Annotated in this window: 20 protein-coding genes; 6 read left to right on the top strand and 14 right to left on the bottom strand. The window is 68.1% G+C overall.

The features are described 5' to 3' along the window. The 4 genes from ACZYYX_RS05290 to ACZYYX_RS05275 are packed head-to-tail and all read right to left on the bottom strand — an operon-like array spanning position 1 to position 3517. Positions 1-651, bottom strand: a complete 651-nt coding sequence (locus ACZYYX_RS05290; RefSeq protein ID WP_463814814.1) for a TetR/AcrR family transcriptional regulator — start codon at positions 649-651, stop codon at positions 1-3. A 29-nt stretch (positions 652-680) separates the two neighbouring features. Beyond that, positions 681-1565 (bottom strand): sugar phosphate isomerase/epimerase family protein, encoded by an 885-nt coding sequence (locus ACZYYX_RS05285; RefSeq protein WP_463813382.1) that lies wholly within the window; start codon positions 1563-1565, stop codon positions 681-683. 4 nt (positions 1566-1569) lie between these two features. After that, positions 1570-2601, bottom strand: a complete 1032-nt coding sequence (locus tag ACZYYX_RS05280; RefSeq protein ID WP_463813381.1) for a Gfo/Idh/MocA family protein — start codon at positions 2599-2601, stop codon at positions 1570-1572. Between the two features lie 10 nt (positions 2602-2611). Continuing rightward, positions 2612-3517: a sugar phosphate isomerase/epimerase family protein gene (locus ACZYYX_RS05275; protein WP_463813379.1), complete on the bottom strand. Its 906-nt coding sequence runs from the start codon at positions 3515-3517 to the stop codon at positions 2612-2614. 123 nt (positions 3518-3640) lie between these two features. On the opposite strand from ACZYYX_RS05275, the gene ACZYYX_RS05270 reads away from it, so the two are divergent. Then, positions 3641-4663 carry a LacI family DNA-binding transcriptional regulator gene (locus tag ACZYYX_RS05270; protein ID WP_463813378.1) on the top strand — a complete coding sequence of 341 codons (1023 nt, stop codon included), beginning with the start codon at positions 3641-3643 and terminating at the stop codon, positions 4661-4663. 3 nt (positions 4664-4666) lie between these two features. On the opposite strand, the gene ACZYYX_RS05265 is transcribed toward ACZYYX_RS05270, so the two are convergent. After that, positions 4667-5299 (bottom strand): TetR/AcrR family transcriptional regulator, encoded by a 633-nt coding sequence (locus ACZYYX_RS05265; protein ID WP_463813376.1) that lies wholly within the window; start codon positions 5297-5299, stop codon positions 4667-4669. Between the two features lie 94 nt (positions 5300-5393). Between ACZYYX_RS05265 and ACZYYX_RS05260 the strand changes: the two genes are divergently transcribed. Together ACZYYX_RS05260 and ACZYYX_RS05255 are read left to right on the top strand one after the other, a co-directional pair. After that, entirely contained in the window at positions 5394-6437 is a 1044-nt protein-coding gene (locus ACZYYX_RS05260) for a Rieske 2Fe-2S domain-containing protein (RefSeq protein WP_463813375.1), read from the top strand. Between the two features lie 6 nt (positions 6438-6443). Continuing rightward, entirely contained in the window at positions 6444-7532 is a 1089-nt protein-coding gene (locus tag ACZYYX_RS05255) for an NAD(P)H-dependent amine dehydrogenase family protein (protein WP_463813374.1), read from the top strand. On the opposite strand, the gene ACZYYX_RS05250 is transcribed toward ACZYYX_RS05255, so the two are convergent. Next, a complete protein-coding gene (locus ACZYYX_RS05250; RefSeq protein ID WP_463813373.1) occupies positions 7525-8067 on the bottom strand; it encodes a TetR family transcriptional regulator in 543 nt (180 codons plus the stop codon). The two genes, ACZYYX_RS05255 and ACZYYX_RS05250, sit on opposite strands and share 8 nt — an antisense overlap. Before the next feature lie 56 nt (positions 8068-8123). On the opposite strand from ACZYYX_RS05250, the gene ACZYYX_RS05245 reads away from it, so the two are divergent. Genes ACZYYX_RS05245 through bluB form a run of 3 tightly spaced genes read left to right on the top strand, consistent with a single transcriptional unit; the run spans position 8124 to position 10721 of the window. Then, on the top strand, positions 8124-9332 hold the full coding sequence (locus ACZYYX_RS05245; protein ID WP_463813372.1) for an MFS transporter: 1209 nt from the start codon (positions 8124-8126) through the stop codon (positions 9330-9332). After that, positions 9325-10098: a precorrin-4 C(11)-methyltransferase gene (gene cobM, locus ACZYYX_RS05240; protein WP_463813371.1), complete on the top strand. Its 774-nt coding sequence runs from the start codon at positions 9325-9327 to the stop codon at positions 10096-10098. Before ACZYYX_RS05245 ends, cobM begins: the two co-directional genes overlap by 8 nt. Before the next feature lie 5 nt (positions 10099-10103). After that, positions 10104-10721, top strand: a complete 618-nt coding sequence (bluB, locus tag ACZYYX_RS05235) for a 5,6-dimethylbenzimidazole synthase (protein WP_463814813.1) — start codon at positions 10104-10106, stop codon at positions 10719-10721. A 3-nt stretch (positions 10722-10724) separates the two neighbouring features. Here bluB and ACZYYX_RS05230 read toward each other — a convergent pair whose 3' ends face one another. From ACZYYX_RS05230 to ACZYYX_RS05195, 8 genes are all read right to left on the bottom strand, one after another. Beyond that, positions 10725-11249, bottom strand: coding sequence for a bifunctional adenosylcobinamide kinase/adenosylcobinamide-phosphate guanylyltransferase (locus ACZYYX_RS05230; protein ID WP_463813370.1), 525 nt, complete (start codon positions 11247-11249; stop codon positions 10725-10727). Then, positions 11246-11986: a cobalt-precorrin-6A reductase gene (locus ACZYYX_RS05225; protein ID WP_463813369.1), complete on the bottom strand. Its 741-nt coding sequence runs from the start codon at positions 11984-11986 to the stop codon at positions 11246-11248. Before ACZYYX_RS05225 ends, ACZYYX_RS05230 begins: the two co-directional genes overlap by 4 nt. Continuing rightward, positions 11983-13446: a cobyric acid synthase gene (locus ACZYYX_RS05220; protein WP_463813367.1), complete on the bottom strand. Its 1464-nt coding sequence runs from the start codon at positions 13444-13446 to the stop codon at positions 11983-11985. Before ACZYYX_RS05220 ends, ACZYYX_RS05225 begins: the two co-directional genes overlap by 4 nt. Beyond that, entirely contained in the window at positions 13446-14210 is a 765-nt protein-coding gene (gene cobF, locus ACZYYX_RS05215) for a precorrin-6A synthase (deacetylating) (protein ID WP_463813366.1), read from the bottom strand. The genes ACZYYX_RS05220 and cobF overlap by 1 nt, the downstream gene beginning before the upstream one ends. Before the next feature lie 24 nt (positions 14211-14234). Continuing rightward, positions 14235-15101, bottom strand: coding sequence for a LysR family transcriptional regulator ArgP (locus ACZYYX_RS05210; protein WP_463813365.1), 867 nt, complete (start codon positions 15099-15101; stop codon positions 14235-14237). A gap of 31 nt (positions 15102-15132) precedes the next feature. After that, on the bottom strand, positions 15133-16611 hold the full coding sequence (locus ACZYYX_RS05205; RefSeq protein ID WP_463813364.1) for a flavin-containing monooxygenase: 1479 nt from the start codon (positions 16609-16611) through the stop codon (positions 15133-15135). Positions 16612-16652: 41 nt separating this feature from the next. Beyond that, positions 16653-17366 (bottom strand): cutinase family protein, encoded by a 714-nt coding sequence (locus tag ACZYYX_RS05200; RefSeq protein WP_463813363.1) that lies wholly within the window; start codon positions 17364-17366, stop codon positions 16653-16655. 103 nt (positions 17367-17469) lie between these two features. Continuing rightward, positions 17470-18279, bottom strand: a complete 810-nt coding sequence (locus ACZYYX_RS05195) for a DUF5718 family protein (protein ID WP_463813361.1) — start codon at positions 18277-18279, stop codon at positions 17470-17472. Positions 18280-18454: the final 175 nt, after the last annotated feature.

Genomic DNA, 18454 nt, shown 5'->3' with positions numbered 1-18454 from the left:
TCAGCCGCTGCGCTGACGGGCCGCCTGCTCGACGGCCACGCCGACGATCACCGCGCGGATCTGCCGCGCGATGTCATCGCGGGTCAACACTTCCGGAGAATCGTTGGCCAGGGCGAACATCTGACCTCCGAGGTAAGCCATCAGCACCGAGGTCTGTTCGTCGCACAGGTCACGATCCATGTCGGTGCCGTTGTGCTGATGCAGCGCCATCACCAACCGTTCGGCGAGCGCCCGGTAGCTCTCCGAGATCTCCTGGAAGCCGGACGCGATACCGGGGTCGCGGCGGGCCGACATCGTCAGCTCCAGACGAGCCCGCGTCCGCGACAGTCGCGGCTCAGACCTGACGGCGAGGAGTTGGTCGGCCAGCATTCGGGCGATGACCTCACCACTGCTGTTGGGGGCATCCTTGAACGCTTCGGTGAAGTCCTGGGCGTCATAACGGACCAATTGGTCGGCGACTCCGTGCAACAGCGCGGCGCGGGTGCGGTAGTAGAACGAGGTGGTGCCGTCGGGCACGCCGGCCTGCCGATCGACCTTGAGGTGGCTTAGCCCACGCGGCCCCTCGTGGGCGAGTAGGGAGATAGCGGCGTCGCACAGGTGGCGGCGCCGCTCGGCTGCATTGTGCTTTCGCTTGTTCTCAACATTGCCGATCCTACGCGGCGCGCCATCCCACGATGGCGTCAGCGGTACTTGTCCACATAGTCGGTCATGGTCTTCAGCTGGTAGCGCGACACCTCGTGGGCGGTCTCGTCTTCGGCGAACACGCTGGACACCATCACGGTGTCGTCGCGGTCGTAGAAACCGAGACGGGCGAGGCCGCCGAAGAACTCGTCCCAGTCGAGGTCGCCGTCACCGATCTTGAGGTGCTGGTGCACACGGACGGGATTGCCCGGCGGATTGGTGATGTAGCGCAGGCCGTGGGAGCGGTGATGGTCCATGGTGTCGGCCACGTGCACCAGCCGCAGCAGATCACCTGCTGCGGTCATGATCTCCGCCATGTTCGAGCCCGTGTTGGCCGCCATGTGAAAAGAGTGGCAGGCGACGTAGACCATCCCGATGTGCGGCGAGTTCACGCCGCGGATGATGCGGACCGCCTCCAGACCGTCCTCGACGAAATCGTCGGGGTGCGGGTCTATCCGGACGTCGACACCCTCCCGCTCGAAGAGCGGGAGCAGTTCCTCCATCGACCGGAAGAATGCGCGCTCGGATTCTTCGGCCTTCTCCGGCCGGCCGGAGAACTCGGTGTTGATCACGTTGACCCCGAGGTCGACGGTGATCTGCACGACGCGTTTCCAATTCCGCACCGCTGCCTCGCGGGCATCCTCGTCGGGGGCGGACCAGCGCAGGACCGGTAGGACCGAGGCGATGCCCACCCCTGCGTCGGCACACGCCCTGCGGAACGCAGCCACCAGCGCGTCGTCGGCCCGCGGGTGGTTGTAGAACGGGATGAAGTCCCGGTGCGGGGTCAGTTGCAGGTACTCGTAGCCCAATTCGGCCACGACAGCGGGGAATTCGAGCAGTGAGTAGTCGTGGTGGAACGGGGTGGGGTCGAGGGCGATCTTCATGCCGTCACGCTCCGGGGACCGAGGCGCGGTCGACCATGTTCACGGCGACGGGTTGTCCGGACTGCAGGGCCTGGACCCCGGCTTCGCAGACGGCGGTCGCGGCATACCCGTCCCACGCACCGGGTCCGTCCGTGTAGTCGCCTGTGCTCGCTCCGGTGCGCACCGCGTCGACCCACCGCTGGATCTCGGTGTCGTAGGCGCGGCCGAAGCGCTCGCGGAAGCCGGGCGTGATCGTGCCACCCCACGTGCCGGGTGCATTCTTGCGCAGCAGCCCGACGTCGAGACCGATGATCGCGCTTCCCTTTTCGGCCACCAGCTCGGTGCGCACCTCGTAGGCGACGCCCGTGGTGACGAACAACTCGACGTCGACGTGCTTGCCGCCTGCGGTGCGCAGGATCGCGATCTGTGGATCGAACAGCCCCTCGCGAGCGGACGGATTCGGCGTCGGTGTCACGATCTGGACCGAGGTGACCTCCTCTCCCAGCAGGAACCGCGTCACGTCCACCTCGTGGACCAGGGAATCCCGCACGGTCATCACCGAGTCGAAATGATCGGGCACAGCAGGGTTGCGGTGCACACAGTGCAGCAGGAGCGGATCGCCGAGTTCGCCGCTGTCGATGAGGGCCTTGAGGTCGACGTACTCATGGTCGAAGCGCCGCATGAAACCTACCTGGATCAGGCGCATTCCGAGTTCGGCTTCGCGACGCACCACGGCCAGTGAGGTGTCGACGTCGGTGGTGAGCGGCTTCTCGCACAGCACGGGCTTGCGATGCTCCAGGCAGGCGAGCAACTGCTTTTCGTGGGTCGGGCCCGGCGTCGCGAGGACGACAGCGTCGACATCGGGATCGGCGATGGCGTCGAGTGGATCGGTGATCGCGCGGCAGTCGGGGATGCCGGCGGCGATCTGGTCGGCCTTGTCGGTGACGTAGTCGTTCACCACGGCGACGCGGGCCCCGGAGATCCGGGACTGGATGCGGGCGACGTGATCGGCGCCCATCAGGCCAACGCCGAGAACGGCAACGCGCAAGTCGGACATGACTGGGCTCCTATCGGAAGGTGACGGACGGAACGCCGCAGGACCCGAGGTAGGCACGGGTGCGCTGGGCGATGGGCAGTGGTGCGTCGACGTCGCAGGGGTACATGTCCTGCTCGACGATCGCGAACACGTCGATGCCGAGGCGTTCGATCTCGGCCAGCAGTGGCGGCATGTCCGGAACGCCCAGCGGCGGCTCGATCATCGCGCCGAGTTTGACGGCCTCCCCGAACGGCAGGTCTTCGGCCTCGACGGTGGCGCGCACCTGCGGGTCCACCTGCTTGAGGTGCAAGTACCCGATGCGCTCGGGTGCGCGGCGGATGATAGCGATGTTGTCTCCGCCGCAGTACGCGATGTGCCCGGTGTCCAGGCAGAGGTTCACGTATCGGCTGTCGGTGCCGTCGAGGAATCGGTACACGTTCTCTTCGGTGTCCACGTGCGAGTCGGCGTGCGGGTGGTATTGCGCTCGTACACCGTAGGTTTCGAACATCGCCTTGCCGAGTGCGTTCATGCCCTCGGTCTTCTTACGCCACTGCTCGGCGGTCAGCATGCGCTCCTCGAGCACCGCGCCGCTCGACGGGTCACGCCACATCTCCGGGATGACGACGACGTGGGTGCCGCCCACCGCTGCGGTCAACCGCGCCACGTCCTCGACCTGGGTCCAGACGGCATCCCAGGAGTCGTCCTGATGGAGATGTTCGAAAACTGTTCCCGCGGAGAGCTTCAGGCCACGCGAGCCGAGTTCCGCCGAGAGCTTCTCGGGATCGGTGGGCAGGTAACCGTAGGGGCCGAGCTCGATCCATTCGTATCCGGACCGGGCGACCTCGTCGAGGAAACGGGCGTAGGGCGTCTGGTGCGGATCGTCGGGGAACCACACCCCCCAGGAGTCCGGGGCGGACCCGACGCGAATGGTGCTCATGGGCATCCTCTCGGCGCGTGCATGGAGAATCTCGTCTAACGCGCGTTAGTAACGCGCGTGAGGTCTACTATGAACTCCGTCCCACAACTGTGTCAACCGTCACTCTGCAGAAGGATCTCGCCTATGGGCACCGCGCGTCAGCGTCGCCCGACGATGGCCGACGTCGCCGAACGCGCCGGAGTGTCCCGCACACTGGTCTCCTTCATCCTCGACGGCAAGCCAGGTGCCAGTGACGAGACCCGCCAGCGCGTTCTCGCGATCGCCGAGGAGATCGGCTACCGCCCGGATTCCGCGGCCCGGCTGTTGGCACAGGGCCGCAGCCGCACCCTCGGTGTCATGATCGACGTACGCCAGCTGTTCCAAGCCGAGCTGGTCACGTCGATCTATCCCGCCGCCGAGCGCCTCGGCTACGAAGTGCTGCTCTCGGCCAATCTGCCGGACCGCACCGAAGGGGCCGTCGTCGAGTCACTGCTGAGCCATCGCTGCGGCGCCCTGCTTCTCCTGGGACCGCACGCCGCCCGATCCGATCTGGTGCGGATGGCCGAGCGGGTGCCCGTCGTGGTGGCATGTCGCCGATTGCCGGGGCTGACGGACGACGTTCCGCTCGCGACGGTGCGCACCAACGACGCCAAGGGAATCCGGCAGGCAGTCGACTATCTGGTGGGCTTGGGACATCGCCGCATCCATCACGTCGACGGCGGAACCGATCCTGGATCGGCCGACCGCTCCCGCGCCTACCGGGCCGCGATGCGCGCACACGGCCTCGCCGCCGAGATCGCGGTGATCACCGGCGCGCACAACGAAGAGGCCGGCGCCGCGGCAGCACGCTCCATGCTGACCGCGCCTGACCTTCCGACGGCGGTGTTGGCGGGCAACGATCGCTGCGCCCTGGGCATCCTCGACGTGTTCACGCGATCCGGAATCTCTGTGCCTGAACATGTTTCGCTTGTCGGATACGACGACAACCGGCTCTCGGAGAATCCTCGCATCGACCTGACCACGATCCACCAGGACGCACCCGATATCGCCTGCCGGACAGTGGAACTCGCGGTATCGTTGCTCGTCGACGGACCGGTTCGCAGCAGGGACGTCGTGCTCGAACCGACGCTCGTCGTCCGCGGAACGACGGGCCCACCTCGCGCCTGACGATCAGCCGGGCGTGTCCGATCCGGCGAGGTAGGCGACGATGGCGCTCGTCAAACCTTCGCGTGCAACGTCGAGATCGTTGAAGCTGCCCAGTTGCTTTTCCGAGACCAGACCGCGCATCGCACCCGGGATGAACATCGCGACCTTGTGCACGCGGTGCGGATCGACAGCCAGGTCGGCAAAGGCCCTCTGGCACAGCTCACTCCAGCTCTGCCCCCATGAGCGCAACTCGGCCGCCGTCGCGGGATACACCCGGTCGAGCTCTGCTGGGTCGCGGGGAAGCGCCGCCCGGAGGTTCTCGATGGCGCGCGAGTCGGGAGCTTCGAGGCCGTCGTAGAGCGTGTCGACGATGGCTGCCACGCGGGTGCGAAGCGATGTCCCCGTCTCCGAGGCGGTGACGATGTCACCGCGACGTTCGGCGGTGTGGTGCAGCACCGCCGCCCAGAAGCCGTCGGCGTCACCGAACTGATACTGGATGGTTCCCCACGTGACCCCGATCGCCTTCGCGATCCGATTGGCCGACACTGCTGCGGGATCGCCGGTCGCGAGCGCGTCGACCGCGGCACTCAACAGCGCTCGGCGCGTGGCTATTCCGCGTCTGTTCGCCGTACGGCCGGCGCTGCCTGGAAGCGGCATCGCCACATCCTATCGCCGACGCCCAAGGAATCATTGACTCATCTATGAACTTTTCATAGAGTCATCGACGAAAAGGACGCCGAAGGGGACCGCTGTGGCCACACCGCCGTTGTCGATGACACCGACCGGATGGTTCCAGGTGGCATGGTCCGACGAGATCGGCGTGGGCGACGTGCACCGCATGCGCTACTTCGGCCACGACCTGATCGGGTGGCGCACCGAATCCGGCCAGATCTCGGTGATGCATGCCTACTGTGAGCATCTCGGCGCTCATCTCGGATTCGGCGGTCACGTCGTCGGAGAAGTCATCCAGTGTCCTTTTCACGGGTGGCAGTGGAACGCCGAGGGCCGCAACGTCTGCATTCCATACGAGAAGCGGCCGAACCGAGGGCGGCGGATTCCGTCGTTCCCGGTCGTCGAACGCAACGCCTCCGTCTACATCTGGCACGACTCACTGGGGCGTGAGCCGTTCTTCGAGGCCCCCGATGTGTTCGCCAGCTTCGACGACGGTTCCAGCGTCGACGACTACTACCCCCAGCAGCGGTTGTTCGAGCAGGGGCACGAGATGCACCCGCAGTACGTGCTCGAGAACGGCGTGGACGTCGAGCACTTCCGCTACGTCCACGAGACACCCATCAATCCCGTGTTCACCCGGCACGACTTCGACCAACCGGTGTCCTACGTCGACTTCACGATCACCTTCGACGGAGACGCCCAGCAGGTCATCGACGACGTCAGAAGCGGAGTCCAGGCGATCAACGGCGGTCTGGGCATCGCCGTGACCAAGAGCTGGGGGATGATCGACAACCGGACGATCTCCTGCGTGACGCCCGTCGACGACCGCACGTCCGACGTCCGCTTCATGACCTACATCGGCAAGCCGAAGCGGCCGCCCCGCGACCCGGAGAAGGCGCGTATCAAGGCCGAGGCGTTCGGCAACGAAGTGATCCGGCAGTTCACGCAGGACATCTACATCTGGTCGCACCAGAGATACTCCGATCCACCCGCACTGGCCAGCACCGAGGTGCAGGGTTTCACCGCAATCCGCGAGTGGGCGCGGCAGTTCTATCCCGACGGCATCGGGGGCAGCGCCGCCGAAGTCGCTGCGGCACACCAGGCGGCACGACAGAAGGGCTGAACCAGCATGACCACCGACACACCGATTCGCGTGTTCCAAGTTGCCACCGGCAACGTCGGATCGGAGATGATCAAACGCATCGCCACGCAGCCGGACCTCGAACTGATCGGCGTGCACTGCTACTCACCCGAGAAGGTGGGCAGAGACACCGGTGAGCTCGCGGGTCTGGCACCCAACGGAGTCGTCGCCACCGGAACCGTCGACGAGATCATCGCTGCCGCACCTGATGTCGTGACCTTCCACGGCGTGTTCCCCGACGAGGACCTCTACGTCCGGGTCCTCGAGGCCGGCATCGACATCGTCACCACAGCGGACTGGATCACCGGGTTCCACCGCGACACCAACCATCCTCATCACTCGGGCAGGAAAGTGACCGAGCTTCTCGCGCAGGCCTGCGCCACAGGGGGATCGACCTTCTACGGCACGGGTATGAACCCCGGGTTGAACCAGATCCTCGGGGTCGCCGTTTCGGCCGACGTCGCCGAGATCGAGAACATCGTCACCCTCGAATCCGTCGACGTGTCCTGCCATCACAGCAGGGACACCTGGATCGAGGTCGGGTACGGCCTGCCCGTTGACGATCCGAGCATCCCGGGCAAGCTACGGAAGTACACCGAGGTGTTCGCCGACTCCGTGTACATGATGGCGGACTGCTTCGGGCTGGAACTCGACGAGGTCGCGTTCGAGTACGAACTGGGCGCATGTACCAAGGACGTCGACCTGGGGTGGTATCGGTTACCCAAGGGCTCGGTGGGCGGCAGCTACATCAAGTACGTGGGTACAGTCGACGGAATCCCGCGTGTCGAAACACATCTCGAATGGCAGATGACGCCGCACACCGATCCGAGCTGGGACATCAAGGGCTGCTACATCACTCAGATCAAGGGCGATCCGTGCATCTACAACAAGCACATGATCTTCCCGAAGCCCGGTGTCGACCTGTCGAACCCCGACAACTTCGCCTCCATCGGCATGACGGTGACGGGGATGCCCGCGCTCAACGCCATCAAGGCTGTCGTCGCTGCTCCCCCGGGAATCCTCACCAGCGCCGACCTGCCCCTGCGGGGGTTCGCCGGACGGTTCGCCCTCAGCTGACCGGCGGAGCGGCGGCGATCATTCGATCGATCACCGCGAGCAGTTCCTCGTCTGCGTCGGATGCGACGAGTTGCCCACCGAGGACTCGGTGCAGCGCGTTGTAGTAAAGGCCGTCACCGATCAGCTTGACCGCCCGCGCTGTATCGAGGTCCCCGATCGCTTCGTGCAGGATCGACAACCACTCCGCGGCCGCGGACTCGATGGCGGCGCGGGCGCGGACATCCCCCGCCTGCCGCAGCCGGGACACCGCGACCAGAATCCGATCGAGCGGCGTGCCGGCATAGTGGGACGAGCGCACGTAGTAGCGGGCCGGGCCCTCCGGGGCGACGCGCATCTGGAGAGCATCCTCGGCGGCAAGCACCTCCAGCCGCTCGCAGACCGCGCCGGCCAGATGATCCTTCGACGGGAAGTGATAGAGCACCCCACCCTTGGACACCCCCGCGCGCGCCGCCACCGCGTCCACGGTGGCGAACCGCTCCCCCTCTTCTGCCAGCAGCTGTGCGTAGGCATCGAGGATGCGATCACGCGAGGACATGGGCCCAGCCTAAAACCCAGTGGCTTACTACACCGTCTGGACGGTACAGTCCGCGCATGGGGATCTACCGGGAACTGTTCCGCGTACCCCGCGTACCGAACATCACGGCGGCGCAGCTGTTCGCACGGCTGCCGCTCGGCATGCTCTCGCTGGCCGTCCTGGTGCACGTCGAACACCGCACCGGTTCCTATGCCACCGCCGGTGTGGTGGTCGCCTGCCTGACCGTCGGCGAGGCGGTCGCGATGCCGCTGACGTCCCGCTTGGCGGGCCGCGGCGACAGGACGACGGCGACGCTGGTGATCTGCGCCGCGGTCAATGGCGCGAGCATGCTCGGGCTCGCCGTTGCAACGGTCTCCGGCATGCCGCTGATGGCCATGGGCCTGCTCGTCGGGGCGTCGGTGCCGCCGCTCATGCCGGTGGTCCGCGCGCTGTACCCGCAGATGCTGCCGCGCGACGGCGTGCGCGCGCTCTTCGCACTCGACACCACCGCCCAGGAGATGATCTGGGTCATCGGTCCCGTGGCGGCCATGGCGCTCTCGACACTGGTGTCCACGGCGATGCCGTTGATCGCGTCCGCCGCGATCACGGTGGCGGGCACGGCCTGGTTCCTGGCCAGCGCACGCGGGCTGCGTCCGCGCTCGGGCCCGCGGGGCCGCGGTCGCGGCCGGATACTGATGCGCCGGAGCGTGCTGCTGGCCATGGTCGCCGGGGGCGCTCTCGTGGGCTCGTTCACCGCATTGGAGGTCGGGGTCGTGGCCGAGCTGGGCAACAGCGGCCTGACCGCGGGCGTCGCCATCGCACTGGCCAGCGTCGGATCGGTGCTGGGCGGCCTGACCTTCGGGCACCGCCGCATGGGACTGCGCAGCGTCGCCGCCGCCCTGGCCGTTGTGGTGGTGGGGACGGTGTCATTCGGTCTCACCGACGCGCTGGCCCTGCAGATGTGCGCGTTGTTCGTCTCCGGCATGGGATTCGCGCCGGCGATGTCGGCGCTGTACTTCATGGTGTCGCAAGACGTCGACGACGAGGTGGCGACCGAGGCGTTCGGCTGGCTGCACAGTGGCGCGCTGATAGGGGCGGCGCTGGGCACCGCTGCGGCCGGCGCGGCGACCGATGCGCACGGTTCCACCGGTGCGGTGGTCGCGGCGACGCTGTTCGGGATCGCTGCGGCGCTGAGCCCGCTGGCTGTCCGCGCCACGGGACGTGTCGGCGGCCTGGAGGACCCGGTGGCCAAGGAGCCCTGCCCTACACTTCGGGTCGATGGATGACGACCGGACTGTGCAGTTCGTCGGTGCCGGCCCGGGTGCCGCCGACCTGCTGACGGTGCGGGCCACGCGACTGCTGGCCGACGCCGACGTCGTCCTCTACCCGGGCAGCTATCTCGATCCCGAGGTGCTCGCGCACTGCTCTCCGTCCGCCGAACTCGTCGACACCGCCGAGCTCGATCTGGACCACATCGTCGAGGCCATCGTCACCGCCCACCGGGCCGGTCGCCGTGTCGTGCGGCTGGTGTCGGGAGATCCGTCGGTGTACTCCGCGCTGTCCGAGCAGACCCGCCGGCTCGACGCGGCCACTGTGCCGTGGGCTGTCACCCCCGGCGTTCCTGCCTATGCGGCGGCCGCCGCACGCGTCGGGCGCGAGCTCACCGTGCCTTTGGTCGCGCAGTCGGTGGTCCTGACCCGCACCCAGCAGCGATCCACCGCGATGCCCGACAGCGAATCGCTCGCCGCGTTCGCCGCCACCCGCGCCACGCTGGTGCTGCACCTGGCAGTCACCCGCATCCGGGAGCTGATGGCCGACCTGGAGTCCGAGTACGGGGCGGACTGCCCCGTCGTCGTGGTGTACCGAGCGTCCCAGCCGGACGAGGTGGTGCTGCGGGGCACGGTGTCCGATATCGCCGACGCCGTACAGGAAGCCGGATTCCGTTACGCAGCAGTGATTCTCGTGGGCCGCGCACTGGCTGAACACAACGATCCGTGTGCCGGTGAGAGCCACCTGTACGACCCGGCGCGCGATCGGTCTGTGCGTCCGTGACCGACCTGTACGACGTGATCCGCCGGCGCCGCGACACCCGCCGCGAATTCACCGGTGACCCCGTTCCCGACGATGTCCTCGAACGCCTGCTCCTGGCCGCCCACGCCGCCCCGTCGGTGGGCATGAGCCAGCCGTGGGACTTCGTGCTGGTGCGCTCACCGCAGACCTTGGGCGCGTTCCGTGACCACGTCGCCGCCGAGCGCGAGATCTTCGCTTCGACGCTGACAGGTGAACGCGCCGAAACGTTTTCGCGCATCACGATCGAGGGGATCTGCGAATCCGGGCTCGGCGTCGTGGTCGGCTACGACCCCACCCGCGGCGGCCCGCAGGTCCTCGGCCGCCACGCCATCCCGGACGCCGGGCTCTACTCCGTGGTGTGCGCGATCCAAAACCTCTGGCTCGCAGCGACTGTCGAGGGTCTCGGTGTCGGCTGGGTGTCGTTCTACCGCGAGGACTTCCTGCGAACTCTGGTCGGCATGCCGGCACATGTGCGTCCCGTCGCGTGGCTCTGCGTCGGGACCGTGGCCGACGTGCCCGAGGTGCCCGACCTGGAACGTTTCGGCTGGCGTGCGCGCAGTTCCCTGGACTCCGTCGTGCACGAGGAGCGCTACCGACCGCGCTGACGTCTAGAGCCGCAGCACCCGGCCCGCGATCACGAGGTGGACCTCGTCGCACACCGTCGCGACGCGCTGGTTCACGATGCCCAGCAGGTCCCGGAACAGCACCCCTGAGCGGTGCGCAGGCACGACGCCCAGCCCGACCTCGTTGGTCACCACCACTGCGTCGGGGGTGCGCGCCAACGCGTCGCAGAGCGCCTCGGTACGGGCGCCGACGACGTCGTGCACCTGCGCCGAATCCGCCTCCCACAACTCGGATTCGTCGACGACGGCGACCACCCAGGTGCTCAGGCAGTCGAGGAGGACAGGACCATCCGCGTCGGCGAGGGCAGTGATCGGATCGCAGGTCTCGACGGTCGACCAGCGCGCCGGCCGGCGCGCCCGGTGCGCTGCGACGCGCGCATCCCAGTCGGGGTCCTGCCCGTCGGCGGGACGCCCGGGAGCGATGTAGGTGACTGCGCCGGCGGCGGAGAGAAGCTCCTCGGCGTGCCGGGACTTGCCCGAGCGGACACCGCCGGTGACGAGAATCCTCACCGGCTCATCGTAGAGAGCGCACGCACCCAGGCGACCGCGTCGTCGATGTCGGAGACGGTGGGCACGTCAGCGGCGCGGCCAGGGCGGGCGACGATGACGACCGGGATGCCGAGCTGATCGGCGGCCTCCATCTTCGGCCAGGTGAATTCGCCACCGGAATCCTTCGTGATGAGCACATCAGCTGCGTGCTCGCGCATCAACTCCAGTTCTCCGGACAGTACGTACGGGCCACGGCTGGTGATCAATCGCCACGTCGGCGGCAGCGGTTCGTCAGGGACCTGCACCACCCGGGCGAGCGTGGTGTGGTCGCGCAGCGCGGGGATGAACCGGGCGAGTTCCTGCCGGCCCACCGTCAGGAACGGCCGCCGACCAAGCCGGGAGGCCACCACAGCGGCCTCGTCGTGCGACGGCGTCCAGTGCCACGAGTCGCGTGTGCGGTCGGCCCAGCCGGGTCGCTCGAACCGCAGCAGCGGTACACCGCGCAGAGCGCACGCCGCTGCGGCATTGGCCGAGATCGTCTTCGCGAACGGGTGTGTCGCGTCGACGACGACATCGAATCGTGCGAGCGCAGAGGACAATCCGTCGACACCACCGAATGCCCCGATCCGGACCTCCCCCACCGGAAGGCGCGGATCGGCGACCCGACCCGCCAGTGAGGTGGTGACCTGATCGGTGGTCGTGAGGATCTCAGCCAGGGCCCTGGCCTCCGCGGTGCCACCCAGAAGCAGGATTCTCACGGTGCACCCGGCGGGAGGAAGGGCAGAGCGCCCGGGGCGCCGCGATGCGCGAGTTCGAGCAACGCGTCGACGTCGAGGTGCTCGTCGACGAGATCGCCCAAGCGGTCCAGCCGGCCCTCGCGCGCCGCGGTGAACGAGACACCCGAGGGCTCGATGCCCAGCGTCTCTGCAAGGAAACGACTGCGCAGTGCGTCGCCCTCGAGCGCGCCGTGCCACATCGTCCCGAAGATCAGGCCGCGGCGTGCACCGGCGAGGAAGTCGTCGGCGGCGTCGAAGACCGTGACGCGTCCGTGGTGGATCTCGTAACCCGATGCCGGTGTGCCGAACCAGGTTCCGTGCGGTAGCCGCAGCGTCTTCTCGGCGACGAAATCGGTCTCGACATCGAGCAGTCCCAGGCCGGGCACCTCGGTGGCTTCGCCTTCGACACCCGCGGGATCGCGGACGACCCGACCGAGCATCTGGAATCCGCCACAGATGCCGAGCACTGGTCGACCCGTCGCGGCGTGGGCGATCACCGCGTCGGCCAGTCCGCGCGAGCGCAGCCACGCCATGTCGGCGATGGTGGCGCGGGTGCCGGGCAGCACGATCAGGTCCGCGTCGGCCAGGGCGCTGGGATGCGAGGCGAACACCACGTCGAGCTCGGGCTCCAGCCGCAGCGCGTCGACGTCGGTGAAGTTGCTGATCCTCGGCAGCCGGATCACGGTCACCCGGCGAGCCCCCGGCCGGGGTCGACGGACCGCGGTCAGATCCAGCGCATCCTCGGAATCCAGCCACACGTCGGGTTGCCACGGCAGAGTTCCATACACTGTTCTGCCCGTGGATCTTTCGAGAGATTCGAGACCGGGTCGCAGTAATGCGATATCGCCGCGGAACTTGTTCACGACGAACCCCGCGACCAAGGCCTGATCCTCAGGCGACAGGAACGCGACCGTGCCGAGGAACGCCGCGAACACTCCGCCGCGGTCGATGTCTCCGACCACCACGGTGGGGAGGGCAGCGTGGCGGGCGAGACCCATGTTTACGTAATCACCTGCGCGCAGGTTGATCTCGGTGGGACTGCCGGCCCCCTCGGCAAGGATGACGTCATAGCGGGAGGACAGGTCGTCGTAGGCGGCGTGGGCGGCGGTCGCCAGTGCCCGCCGACCCTCCAGCCAGTCAGCAGACGACACCTCCCCCCACGGTTGGCCCATCAGGACGACATGGCTGCGCCGGTCGCTGCCCGGTTTGAGCAGCACCGGGTTCATCGCCGGCTCGGGTGTGGCGCGGGCCGCGAGAGCTTGAATCCATTGCGCGCGGCCGATTTCCACACACCCGTCGGCGACCATCGAGTTGTTCGACATGTTCTGCGCCTTGTACGGGGCGACCCTGACGCCCCGACGCGCGAGCGCCCGGCACAGCCCGGTGGTGACCAGCGTCTTACCCGCGTCGCTCGTGGTGCCGGCGATGAGCAGACCGGCCATCAGGGGCGCCTCAGCAGGAACAGATCCATCACCCAGCCATCGACAGACGTTGCGGCAGCGCGGGCGTCGGGCAACAGCGGCGCGACGTCACCGAGCCGGCCCGACAGCAGCTGCTCCCCCGGCGCGCCGAGATTCGCGCCCCACCACACGGTCCAGTCGTCCAGGCCGGTGAAATCGAGGCGGTGCGGGGGTGGGTTCAGCATGGCGACGATGTTGTCGAGTCCCGCGGCGACGGCCTCCTGCAGGCGTCGTCCAGTGGTGATGTGGACGGACCGCCCGACTTCATGCAGCACCATGCGGTGCCGCGCGGCCAGCAGTGCCGGTGCGCTGACGCCGGGCAGCACGTCGTAGTCGAGCTCTACGCCCAGACTCCGCACGTGTTCGAGGATGCGGATGGTGGAGTCATAGAGCGACGGGTCCCCCCACACCAGGAACGCGGCCGTCCCGCCGCGGCGGCGCAGGATGTCGGCGTAGCGACCGGCGCGCGCGGCGTGCCAGTCGGCGACGGCGGACTCGTACTGGCGGCTACTGAGCCCGGCCGAGCGATCGCGCGGCGGGTCGGTGATCGCGATGACCTCGGCGGGACCGTCCGGTCCGGGGAATGCCTCGACGATGGCGCGACGCAGGTCGAGCAGGGGGTCTTCGTCAGCCTTCTCGGCGGCCAACACGTAATCGACCGACCTCAGTGCGTCGGCGACCTCGCACGTCACCTGCGATGGCCCCATCCCGACGCCGAGGATTCGAACCCGAACCGGCGCATCCATGGCCACGATTGTCCCCGGACGGTGTCACCGCGGCGGCAGCAGGCCCGTCGCCGCCGATTTCACCGCGTCGGTCACCAGCGTGACGGTCGCGCTGTCGAGCTTCCAGCACTGCCAGTACAGCGGGACATCGAGGTGCTCATCGCTGATCCGCACGAACGATGCATCGATCAGCTGCTCGGGGTACATCCCCCAGCCCAGCCCGGCATGCACGGCCGCGCCGAACCCCGCCGCGGTCGCCACGTAGTGCACGGGACGGCGCACGTCGGCACCGAAGACCTGACGCACCAGTTGGTCCTGGAGCGCATCGTCCCGGTTCCACGCCAGCGACGGCGCCAAGGCGGCGGACTCGGAGGTGAACCCGTTCGGCAGATGACGCTCGACGAACCCGGCGGTGGCCACCGGCCGGTACCGCATGATGCCGAGGGGCTGGACGCGGCAGCCGGGCACCGCGGCACTCTCGGTGGTCACCGCGCCCATCACCGCACCTTCGCGGAGCAGGCGCGCGGACAGATCCTGATCCTCGATGCGGACGTCGAGCAGCGCGTCGGTGAGCCGGGCGAAGACGTCGGTGAACCAGGTCGCCATGGAGTCGGCGTTGACCGCCAGGGCAATACGCGTCCGTTCGGCTGACCCGCCGCGCATCTCCGCCAGCGCCTCGGCCTGCACGAGTGCGGTCTGCGCCGCCAAGCGCAACAGTGGAGCTCCTGCAGGCGTTGCCACACAGGGCTTTTCGCGGACGACGAGGACCTGGCCGGTGCGCTGTTCGAGGGCCTTGATGCGCTGGCTGATCGCCGACGGCGTGACATGGAGGTGGGCCGCGGCCGCGTCGAAGCTGCCGTGTTCGACCACCGCCGCCAGGGCCGCCAACTGGCCGGTGTCCACCTGCTCCACCTCAGCAATGCTAATGGGATGGGCGGTGTGTTCAGTGATTCTGCAGCAGTTCCCAGTCGGCCTGTTCGCGGTCGGTGAACTCCGGCGAGGTGATCGCCCCGAAGGATGCTGCCGCACGGGCGAATTCGTCGGCGGCACCGGGGAGGGCGTGCGGACCGTCCAGCCGGAAGCAGCTCGGCGCGAGTGGGCCGAACAGCAGCGCGCGGCGTAGATCCGGCCAGCGGTCGAGCTGTGGTTCGCAGCCCGCCGCGCGGGCGAAACCGAGGGCGGCGAGGTTCATTCGGGTCTTCTGCGGAAGTCCTCTGCGGGCCCGGTACGCCTCGATGGCTGCGCGCTGCTGCGCGGGGTCGGCGGGTGTCCGGCCCGACCACGTGTAGGCGAGCCAGCGCGCCTGCAGTTCCAGGGGCACGAAGTAGCCGCCCGACTGGTCCCACATCCCGACGAACGCCAAGCCCGGCAGGTCGGGATGGAAGGTGTAGCGGTCGGCCTCCAGGTGCACGTCGTCCTGACCGAGCGTCGCGCGAATGTCGTCGGAGAGAAACGGCAGGTCCAGTCGGAACCCGGTGCCGAAAAGGATGCCGTCGAATTGCTCGGTGCCGCCGTCGCCGAACGTGATGTCGCGACCTGCCACCGAGAGCGGCCACGGCCGGACGTCGATCCGCCCCTCGGCGACCAGCGGCAGGTAGTGCTGGCTCAGGGTGACCCCGGCGGTGAACAGCGACGGGTCGGGCGTGGGCGCCCCGTACTGCTCGGGGCTGCCGCCGGCCTCGGTGACAATCGTCTTGAGCTGACGGTCGACCTCGGCTGCGGGCAGACGTTCAGTGGCCAGGACGCCGTAGCGGGTGAAGATGCGGTGGTCGGACGGGACCCCGGCGGCGAACTTCGGCAGCACGTAGCGCTGGCGGCGCTGGGTCACCGTCACTGCGGCCGCACCGCCGTGGACGAGTTCGGCGGCCACCTCCAGAGCGCTGACCGCACAGCCGCCGACCAGGACGCGCTTCCCGCGATACGGTTCCACGCCACGGTAGTCGAAGGTGGAGAGCACTCCTTCCGATCCTGCGAAGGTCGACAGGCCGGGCACCGGCGGAAGGGCGGGGGTCTGGAAACGCCCGCTCGCGACCACGACCCGGTCGAAGGTCTCCGCCCCGTCGGGAGTTTCGACGGACCACCGGTCACCGTCGTGTCTCACGTGAATCACTCTGGTGTGCAAGCTGATTCGATCGTTGAGACTGAACATGTCGGCATAGCGGTGCAGATAGTGCAGGATCGCGGGCGCGGACAGGAACGTCCGGTCGCCCTCGTGGGGCAAGTCGCTGAACGCGGTCAGGATGCGGCTGGTGTTGGTGTAAAGCGCGGGCCACACACCGCTGGTGCCCGCGTCCTGAGTCCATTGCCCGCCCAGTGAACTCCCCTGCTCGAACAGGTGCGTGTCGAAACCTTCGGCGGCAAGCCAGCGCGCGGCGACCACGCCGCCGGGCCCTGCCCCGATGACCGCCACACTCGTGCGCACAGTGCACTGTGGCACGGCCACCGCGCCCGCGGGCGGGTTTGTCAGCCGACGGTGCCCGACGCGTCGACGACGGTACCGGCCGGAGCGGGGCTCGCCACCCGTCCGGCGACGAAATCGGCTGCCTGCGAAACCAAGCCGGTCTGAACGTAATTGCTGTGGGCGGCCCGGTCGTCACCGGCGGAACAGATCGGGTCGGCGCCGTTGCACAGGTCGATCGTCTTCGCTCCGTACAGCGGGCTCGAGGTCGCGAGGCTCAGCCCGATGTGTCCGGCCGGATTACCGAACACGGCCACAGCCGCGACATGGTCGGCGACGGTGGCCGGCATCGGACGTCCGAAACCGAATGTGGCGGCCGGGTCGCCCGCGATCAGATCCACCACCGCCGCGCCCTGCGAGTACCCGCCCACCACGATGCGGGTATCGGGACAGCTGGCGGCGGTGGCCTGAATCTGCGCGCTGGCGTCGTCGGCGCCGGCGGGGGCGGACTGCAGGAAGTCGTAGGAGGCCGGGTAATTCACGGCTTTCGCCTCGACGCTGCGGCCACCGAGTTCACTGCGAAGATCGTCGACGAATGCCTGCCCGACCCGGCCGAGGCCGGCGGGCTCGGCGGTGCCGCGGGCAAAGATCACCGAAACGTCGGGGCAAGACTGCGCGGCATGTGCACTCGCCATGCCGGGGCCGATGAGTCCGGCGGCCGCGACCGCGCCGATACCGGTCAGAACGAGGGTCCGTCGAACGCTGCGCTGATCGGTCATGTCGGTCTCCTCCGTCGTGGCCGCCCCGCTGGCGACACTTGGATGAATGCCGCGGACCGCGCGAAAAATTCCAGGAGGTGACCCAGACCGCTCGACGCCTGGCTTACTGCACTGTCTGGCGCAGCTCGGCCGCCGCGTCCTCGGCGGTGTCGTACACGCGTACGATCGCGTCGTCGCCGGATTTCAGGAACGTGGTCTCGCCGAGTTCGGTGTAGCGCGTGGCCCCGATCCCGATGAGCACGTTCTCAGGGTGGCCACTGGCCACCATCAGGGCGCCGACGTCCTCGAGCGGGGTGTCCTCCGACCCCTTCTGATTCGCGAGACGTTCGACGATCCAGTCCAGCAGCACCTCGCCGTAATACGAGTAGCCGATCACCGGACTGTCGACGCCGTAGGCGTGCTCCGCGCCGTCGGCGTGCAGGAAACACGCCAGGCGCAGCGTGGCGGTGGGCCCGTCGGGAGTCAGATCGTTGATCTCGAAGAACGATCCCGAGACGCCTTTGGAGGCGGGGCCCCAGTTCTTCTTGTGGCTGATCTTCTTGGCGCCGGGCCTGCGGATCGAGCAGTCGTTGAATGCGCCGAGCGCGAACGGTTGCAGCGTGACGACGGTGTCGCCCTGCCACACCACCCGGCAGGCCAGCCCGACCTCGGGCTCGATCTGGAGGTTCAGGGGCCCATCGGATTCTGGGCTGTCAGTGGGCAGCTGGATCGCGTCGTTGGACAGCGGGAACTCGCCGAGGAACGTGTCGGAGCCCGGTGCGTACCAGGGGAAGATGCCCTTGGGAGCTTCGCCTTCGCTGGCCACGTTGACGAAGTCGACGGCTTCGCCTGCCTGCTCGAGATGACCGGCGAAATTGCCCGCCACGCCGAAGCCGAACCAGTCCCGCATGTCGCTCAGGGCGATGTCGATCACGGTGGGTCAGCGTACGCCCGGACGTAGCCTGGACTGGTCAGGAGGGGCAGACGATGACCAAAGAGCAGGACGACCACCAAGAACCGAAGGACCGGCCGGGTCCGGCGGATCACGGCCGCGAGGGCGGCATGGCCACGCGGGAGAACGCGCCGGAGCTGACCGAGGACGACTGACC

Source organism: Mycobacterium sp. IDUB_1, assembly GCF_055419625.1.
The sequence above is the reverse complement of the archived record's forward strand: the minus strand, read 5'-3'. Positions and strand labels throughout refer to the sequence as shown.

Excerpts from the sequence above, each read along its gene's own strand:
- ACZYYX_RS05285 (WP_463813382.1), bottom strand. The coding sequence starts at position 1,565 with ATGAAGATCGCCCTCGACCCCACCCCGTTCCACCACGACTACTCACTG.
- ACZYYX_RS05280 (WP_463813381.1), bottom strand. The coding sequence starts at position 2,601 with ATGTCCGACTTGCGCGTTGCCGTTCTCGGCGTTGGCCTGATGGGCGCC.
- ACZYYX_RS05275 (WP_463813379.1), bottom strand. The coding sequence starts at position 3,517 with ATGAGCACCATTCGCGTCGGGTCCGCCCCGGACTCCTGGGGGGTGTGG.
- ACZYYX_RS05270 (WP_463813378.1), top strand. The coding sequence starts at position 3,641 with ATGGGCACCGCGCGTCAGCGTCGCCCGACGATGGCCGACGTCGCCGAA.
- ACZYYX_RS05265 (WP_463813376.1), bottom strand. The coding sequence starts at position 5,299 with ATGCCGCTTCCAGGCAGCGCCGGCCGTACGGCGAACAGACGCGGAATA.
- ACZYYX_RS05255 (WP_463813374.1), top strand. The coding sequence starts at position 6,444 with ATGACCACCGACACACCGATTCGCGTGTTCCAAGTTGCCACCGGCAAC.
- ACZYYX_RS05250 (WP_463813373.1), bottom strand. The coding sequence starts at position 8,067 with ATGTCCTCGCGTGATCGCATCCTCGATGCCTACGCACAGCTGCTGGCA.
- ACZYYX_RS05245 (WP_463813372.1), top strand. The coding sequence starts at position 8,124 with ATGGGGATCTACCGGGAACTGTTCCGCGTACCCCGCGTACCGAACATC.
- cobM (WP_463813371.1), top strand. The coding sequence starts at position 9,325 with ATGGATGACGACCGGACTGTGCAGTTCGTCGGTGCCGGCCCGGGTGCC.
- ACZYYX_RS05220 (WP_463813367.1), bottom strand. The coding sequence starts at position 13,446 with ATGGCCGGTCTGCTCATCGCCGGCACCACGAGCGACGCGGGTAAGACG.
- cobF (WP_463813366.1), bottom strand. The coding sequence starts at position 14,210 with ATGGATGCGCCGGTTCGGGTTCGAATCCTCGGCGTCGGGATGGGGCCA.
- ACZYYX_RS05200 (WP_463813363.1), bottom strand. The coding sequence starts at position 17,366 with ATGACCGATCAGCGCAGCGTTCGACGGACCCTCGTTCTGACCGGTATC.